We start from the raw sequence: 6,000 nt of genomic DNA on the forward strand, positions 1-6,000 counted from the left end.
CGGGTGTTCCGGAAGCCGGGAATCCGGACGAGCGGGCACCCTGGGCGACGGGGTTGCCCGGGTGACCGGGTGACCGGGTGACCGGGTGACCGGGTGACCGGGTGACCGGGCTGGCGGCTGGTCGGCCGTCCGAGGGACGGCTACCGGGCCACAGCGAGGTCCGCGGGCTTCCCGTGGTCCGGGAGCGTGCGGCCGTCAGGACGCGAACAGCCGTACCGGCCAGGCCGCGTGCGCCTCCGCGCCGATGTCCAGCAGCGGGGCCGACGCGGCGGGAAGTGCCTCGACCCCGTCGTCGAGGACCCGCCGCGCCGCACTCGCCGCCGCGTGGGCGACGACGTCGAGTTCCGGCGCGAGCCGGGCCAGCGCGGCCGTCGCGTCGAACGGGTCGAGGCTCAGCAACCGGACCGTCGCCGACGCGGGCCCGCTGACGCACTCGTACGCGGAGCAGTACGCGGCGTCCTCGGGCCCGAGACCGGCGGCCCGCGCGGCCACGCCCAGCACGACCGGCTGATGCGCCCCCTTGGGGAACTCCCGGGCCAGCGCGTCGAGTTCGGAGGACGGCCAGGTCGCCCTGGCGGCCCGCAGGAGCTGCCGGCCCAGGCGGCGCGCGGCGACCCGCAGAGCGAGGGAGGGCGTGCGGGCGTCGGCGGCCGCGTCCAGGGCCACCGGATCGACCCCGAGCGCGCCCGCCGCGGCCAGCGCGGCCGAGACGAGTCCGCTCGTGTGCAGCCTTCCCCTGCAGAAGTCCTCCAGGCTCGCCGCTCCGGTGATCCGCCCGGCCCGCACCGCGGCCTCGGCCCCGCCGGAGTGCGCGTGCCCTCCGGCGGGGAAGCGGCCGTCGGCCAGGACGAGAAGTGCCGCCCGGGACATCAGAAGAGGAAGTAACGCTGGGCCATGGGCAGTTCGGCGGCCGGAGTCGCCTCGACGAGCTCCCCGTCGATGTGCACGGCGAAGCTGTCGGGGTCGATCCGTACGTCGGGCCGGGCGTCGTTCTCCCGCATGTCGGCCTTGGTCACCGCCCGCGTGGACTCGATGGCGACGAACCGCTTGCCCAGCGAGAGCCGTTCCGGCAGCCCGTCCTCGATGGCCAGCGGTGCCACGAAGTTGAACGAGTTCGCGGCGGGAGCCCGCCCGATCGCCCCGAACATCGGCCGGGGCAGGACCGGTTGCGGTGTCGGGATGGAGGCGTTGGCGTCGCCCATCTGCGCGTACGCGATCATTCCGCCCTTGATGACGAGGTGCGGTTTGACCCCGAAGAACGCGGGCTCCCACAGGACCAGGTCGGCGAGCTTGCCGGTCTCCACCGAGCCGATCTCGCGGGCGAGTCCCTGCGCGAGCGCCGGGTTGATCGTGTATTTGGCGACATAGCGACGTACACGATGGTTGTCGGCACGGCCGTCACCCGGCAGGGCGCCCCGGCGCCGCTTCATCACATGGGCCGTCTGCCAGGTCCGCAGGACGACCTCGCCGACGCGGCCCATGGCCTGGGAGTCGGAGGAGATGATCGAGATGGCACCGAGGTCGTGGAGTATGTCCTCGGCCCCGATGGTGGACGGCCGGATGCGGGACTCGGCGAAGGCCAGGTCCTCGGGCACCGCCGGGTTCAGGTGGTGGCAGACCATCAGCATGTCGAGGTGTTCCTCGGCGGTGTTGACGGTGTAGGGCCGGGTCGGGTTGGTCGAGCTCGGCAGGACGTACGGCTCGGAGACCACGGTCATGATGTCCGGCGCGTGCCCGCCGCCCGCACCCTCCGTGTGGTACGCGTGGATACCGCGTCCGGCGATGGCGGCGAGGGTGTCGGCGACGAACCCGGACTCGTTCAGGGTGTCGGTGTGGATGGCGACCTGGATACCGGTGCGGTCGGCGACGGTGAGCGCGGCGTCGATCGCGGCGGGTGTCGAGCCCCAGTCCTCGTGGATCTTCAGGCCGAGCGCACCGCCCCGGATCTGCGAGAGCATCGCCTCGTGCGAGACGGTGTTGCCCTTCCCGAGCAGACCGAAGTTCAGCGGGTAGCCCTCCATCGCCTCCAGCATCCGGGCCAGATGCCAGGGGCCGGGGGTGACGGTGGTCGCCTTGGAGCCCTCGGCGGGACCCGTGCCGCCGCCGACGAGCGTCGTGATCCCGGAGGCGAGGGCCTCGTCGGCGATCTGCGGGCAGATCAGATGGACGTGGGCGTCGATGGCGCCCGCCGTCATGATCCGTCCGTTGCCCGCGATGATCTCGGTCTCGGGGCCGATCACCAGGTCGGGATGGACGCCGTCCATGGTGTCGGGGTTGCCGGCCTTGCCGATGCCGGAGATCCGGCCGTCGCGGATGCCGACGTCCGCCTTGACGATCCCCCAGTGGTCGACGATCACGACGCCGGTGACGACGGTGTCCGGGGTGCCTTCGGCGCGCGTGGCGCGTGCCTGGCCCATGGATTCCCGGATGACCTTGCCCCCGCCGAACACCGCCTCGTCACCGGCGAGACCGGGCCCGCCGCAGCGGTCCTCCTCGATCTCGATCAGCAGGTCCGTGTCGGCGAGGCGGATGCGGTCGCCGGTGGTCGGACCGAACAGATCGGCGTACGCGGCACGCGAGATCTCAGGCATCGAGGGCACCTCCTGTCTCCCCGCGCAGTCCGGGCACCACGCGGGCGCCGGCGAGCGGGACGAGTTCGACCTCGACCGGGATCCCCGGCTCGAAGCGCACGGCGGTTCCGGCGGCGACGTTGAGCCGCTTCCCGCGGGCGGCGGCGCGGTCGAAGTCCAGACCGGGATTGGCCTCGGCGAAGTGGTAGTGGGAGCCGACCTGGACGGGGCGGTCGGCGGCGTTGAGGACGGTCAGCCGGGTGGCGGCACGCCCCTCGTTGAACACGACGGGTTCGTCGGCGAACAGGAACTCTCCGGGAATCACGGCGCTCCCCCTCCGTCAGACGATCGGGTCATGGACGGTGACGAGCTTGGTGCCGTCCGGGAAGGTGGCCTCGACCTGGACGTCGTGGATCATCTCGGGGATGCCCGTCATGACGTCGTCCCGGGTGAGGATCTTGCGCCCGGAGGACATCAGTTCGGCGACGGTACGGCCGTCACGGGCGCCTTCTAGGATGTGCGAGGTGATCAGGGCGACGGCCTCGGGGTGGTTCAGTCTCAGTCCGCGGGCCCGGCGCTTCTCGGCGACATCGGCCGCCACATGGATCAGCAGCCTCTCCTGCTCGTGCGGGGTCAGTTGCACGGCGTACCACCTCACATCCTCGCTCCGGGCCGTGCGGGGCCCGGTGGCCGCGGCCACCGAAACCCCTGGTGGCGTGGATGGGCACGCTAGTTGGCCGGAGTTTCGAGGACGTTAACCGGCCTGTGATCCCTTTCGGGTCCGGCCGAAGAACGCTCCCTGATCCGCGATGCCGTCCCGCTTGCCCCGTTCCGCCGACCGGGGCCCTGGCGGCACCCCGGGCCGCCGTGCGGCCGCCGGGGGCCGGACCGTATACGGCGTGCGGCGCGAGGCACCGCGTCGCGGGACGCCGGGGCGGCACGTCGGTCACGCGGCGGTCAGGAGGCGCTGGGCCCCCGGTGCTCCGCGGCGATGCCGAACCGCTGGTGCTCGCGGGGCGCGGACGCCACGTCACGGACGCTGGACAACGAGCTGATCACCTGGTCGTCCGCGGGCTCCGGGAGGTCTTCGAGTCGCTCCAGGTCGGCCGCGGAGACCAGGGCGACGAGTGGCTTGCCGTGCCGCGTCACGACGACGCGCTCACCGCCGTACACGACGCGGTTGATCAGTTCGGCGAGCTCAGCCCTGGCTTGCGTCACCGGAATCTCGTAGGCCATGACGTCCAGCTTAGACCGGGCCTCCCGCACTCCGCGGGGCGCGAGATCCCGCCGGCCGGCGCCGCCCGGCACCCCTCGGCCACCTTCCCGTCCGGGCATGCCGCCGTTTCGCTCTCAGCATGGCCCCCTTCCCCAGGGACGTACGTCCTGTACATTTTTTACAGACGTCGATCTGAGGAGGCGCGCCATGGACAGCCCGTCCGCCCGCTATGTCCTGCCCGAGTTCACGGAACGCACGAGCGCGGGACACCGGACCCTGGATCCGTACGCGAAGCTGCTCGGCGAACGGATCGTGTTCCTCGGAACGCCCATCGACGACACCTCGGCGAACGACGTGACGGCCCAGTTCATGTACCTCGAACACCAGGCGCCCGAACAGGACATCTCGCTGTACATCAACTCCCCCGGCGGCTCCTTCGGCGCGATGACCGCGATCTACGACACGATGCGGTTCGTCACCTGCGACGTCGAGACGGTCTGCCTCGGTCAGGCGGCCTCGGCGGCGGCGGTGCTGCTGGCCTGCGGGACTCCGGGCAAGCGGCTCGCCCTGCCGGGGGCCCGCGTGCTCCTGCGTCAGCCGTCGGCGGCCGAGCCGTTCCAGGGCCGGACGAGCGACCTGGTCATCCAGGCCGAGGAGTTGCTGCGGACCCGTCGGACGCTCGCGGAGATGCTCGTACGGCACACGGGCCGGAGCCCGGAGCGGGTCGCGGCGGACCTCGAGCGCGACAAGATCCTCGACGCCCCGGCGGCCCGGGCCTACGGGCTGATCGACCGGATCGTCCCGAGCCGCAGGGCCGCGCTCGACCCGTCCGGCGCGAGGTGAGCGGCCGATGATCCCGGACCTCCCCCCGCTGCCCGCGCTGACCCGCGCCGAGGCCGAGCTGATCGACCGCTACCTCGACGTGGTCGACCTGGTCGGCCGCATCAATCCGTCCCGCCCCGGAGACACCTATCGCGGCCTGAGGGCGGCTCAGGCGCTCGTCGGCAAGGCGGAGGCCCTGCGGGACGCCCTCGCGCTGATGCATCAGCGGGGCGAGAGCGAGGTCCACGCCCCGACGCTGGCCCAGGCCCTGCGGGTGCTCGGCGGAGAGCGGCGGGCGGCCCGGGTCACCGTTCCGCCCGAGTCCGGAAGTTGACGGACCCCCACCGACGGGCCGGTACGCGCCGAAGCCCCGTGACGTCTGGTCCACGACTCAAACGGACCGGATGGTGTACCCCCCGACGGCGTATTCCTCGGTCCTTTCTGCGACCCCTTCGAGTTGCGCAACACGCGTGGTCCAGACGCCGGATGGGACCCGTCGTCGCAGGTGCGGGCCTCATCGGTGTCTCCAACACGTGCTCGAACAGAGGGGTGTTCACTCGAACAGCCGAGTGGTGAGTAAGCCCACAAAACGCCGGTTCCGCTCGGATTTTCCGACTCTGATGAGTGAAGATCCCTTCCGACGACAAGCCCCCGCCACAGCGGCGGGGCGGTCCGGGCGGACGCCGAGTCCTGCCGCCTCCCGGATGCCCGGTCGACAGGAGTGGATCGGCAGGAGTGGAGGACCCAGCTAGACGGGCCGCCGGAACAGTTCCGGGCGGTCCTTGGGGTGAAGCCGCAGCAGCGGCCGGGCAACTTCGCCAGCCCGAATCCGACAGGTCATCCTTCACAGGCGGCTGACGAAGGGTTGCGCATGACTGCGCTCAATCGTGTCCCGTCGCTGTGGACCCGGGCCGGTACGGCCTCGGCGCTCACTCTTGCCGCCGTGGGCGGCAGCCTGGTGGTTCCCGGTGTCGCACCCGACGCCGAGGCGGCCACCATCGCGACGAGGGCACTCCAGGTCGCGGCGTCGAAGCACGGCTCCCCCTACCAGTGGGGCGCCACCGGACCGCACCGTTTCGACTGCTCAGGGCTCACGCTCTACTCGTACAAGAAGGCGGGCAAGAAGCTGCCTCGTACGGCCGCGGCGCAGTACAACAAGACGCACCATGTCTCGGCCTCGCACCGCAAGGCCGGTGACCTCGTGTTCTTCCACTCGGGCCGGAACGTGTACCACGTCGGCATCTACGCCGGTAAGGGAAAGATCTGGCACTCCCCGAAGACCGGGGAAGTGGTGAAGCTGCAGAAGATCTGGACGAGAAGCGTCTGGTACGGCAGGGTCGGCTGACCCTCACGCCGGGGCGGCGGACCTCGCCGCCCCGGCGTGAGCCCTTC

8 protein-coding genes and 1 riboswitch are annotated in these 6,000 nt (G+C 71.5%); of the genes, 3 read left to right on the forward strand and 5 right to left on the reverse strand.

The window, feature by feature from the left end:
- Nucleotides 1-195 precede the first annotated feature (195 nt).
- The 5 genes from ACWEBX_RS02990 to ACWEBX_RS03010 form a co-directional block, all read right to left on the reverse strand.
- Entirely contained in the window at nt 196-870 is a 675-nt protein-coding gene (locus ACWEBX_RS02990) for an urease accessory protein UreF (RefSeq protein ID WP_451883131.1), read from the reverse strand.
- On the reverse strand, nt 870-2,591 hold the full coding sequence (locus tag ACWEBX_RS02995; protein WP_451883132.1) for an urease subunit alpha: 1,722 nt from the start codon (nt 2,589-2,591) through the stop codon (nt 870-872). Before ACWEBX_RS02995 ends, ACWEBX_RS02990 begins: the two co-directional genes overlap by 1 nt.
- Nucleotides 2,584-2,895 (reverse strand): urease subunit beta, encoded by a 312-nt coding sequence (locus tag ACWEBX_RS03000; protein WP_361684177.1) that lies wholly within the window; start codon nt 2,893-2,895, stop codon nt 2,584-2,586. Before ACWEBX_RS03000 ends, ACWEBX_RS02995 begins: the two co-directional genes overlap by 8 nt.
- A 15-nt stretch (nt 2,896-2,910) precedes the next feature.
- The gene (locus ACWEBX_RS03005) at nt 2,911-3,213 is read right to left on the reverse strand and encodes an urease subunit gamma (RefSeq protein WP_103550668.1); all 303 of its coding nucleotides are present in this window, start codon (nt 3,211-3,213) and stop codon (nt 2,911-2,913) included.
- Between the two features lie 314 nt (nt 3,214-3,527).
- Complete coding sequence (locus tag ACWEBX_RS03010) at nt 3,528-3,806, reverse strand: type II toxin-antitoxin system Phd/YefM family antitoxin (RefSeq protein ID WP_451883133.1); 279 nt, start codon at nt 3,804-3,806, stop codon at nt 3,528-3,530.
- A 187-nt stretch (nt 3,807-3,993) separates the two neighbouring features.
- Here ACWEBX_RS03010 and ACWEBX_RS03015 point away from each other — a divergent pair, with 187 nt between their 5' ends.
- The 3 genes from ACWEBX_RS03015 to ACWEBX_RS03025 all read left to right on the forward strand — a co-directional run bounded on the left by ACWEBX_RS03015 (nt 3,994) and on the right by ACWEBX_RS03025 (nt 5,953).
- Nucleotides 3,994-4,629 (forward strand): ATP-dependent Clp protease proteolytic subunit, encoded by a 636-nt coding sequence (locus tag ACWEBX_RS03015; protein ID WP_451883134.1) that lies wholly within the window; start codon nt 3,994-3,996, stop codon nt 4,627-4,629.
- A gap of 7 nt (nt 4,630-4,636) precedes the next feature.
- Entirely contained in the window at nt 4,637-4,942 is a 306-nt protein-coding gene (locus ACWEBX_RS03020) for a hypothetical protein (RefSeq protein WP_037616621.1), read from the forward strand.
- Between the two features lie 361 nt (nt 4,943-5,303).
- Nucleotides 5,304-5,476, forward strand: a riboswitch (cyclic di-AMP (ydaO/yuaA leader).
- Between the two features lie 3 nt (nt 5,477-5,479).
- On the forward strand, nt 5,480-5,953 hold the full coding sequence (locus ACWEBX_RS03025) for a C40 family peptidase (RefSeq protein WP_451883135.1): 474 nt from the start codon (nt 5,480-5,482) through the stop codon (nt 5,951-5,953).
- The last annotated feature ends 47 nt before the right edge of the window (nt 5,954-6,000 follow it).

Source organism: Streptomyces sp. NPDC005070, assembly GCF_053600395.1.

Excerpts from the sequence above, each read along its gene's own strand:
- ACWEBX_RS02990 (WP_451883131.1), bottom strand. The coding sequence starts at position 870 with ATGTCCCGGGCGGCACTTCTCGTCCTGGCCGACGGCCGCTTCCCCGCC.
- ACWEBX_RS02995 (WP_451883132.1), bottom strand. The coding sequence starts at position 2,591 with ATGCCTGAGATCTCGCGTGCCGCGTACGCCGATCTGTTCGGTCCGACC.
- ACWEBX_RS03010 (WP_451883133.1), bottom strand. The coding sequence starts at position 3,806 with ATGGCCTACGAGATTCCGGTGACGCAAGCCAGGGCTGAGCTCGCCGAA.
- ACWEBX_RS03015 (WP_451883134.1), top strand. The coding sequence starts at position 3,994 with ATGGACAGCCCGTCCGCCCGCTATGTCCTGCCCGAGTTCACGGAACGC.
- ACWEBX_RS03020 (WP_037616621.1), top strand. The coding sequence starts at position 4,637 with ATGATCCCGGACCTCCCCCCGCTGCCCGCGCTGACCCGCGCCGAGGCC.
- ACWEBX_RS03025 (WP_451883135.1), top strand. The coding sequence starts at position 5,480 with ATGACTGCGCTCAATCGTGTCCCGTCGCTGTGGACCCGGGCCGGTACG.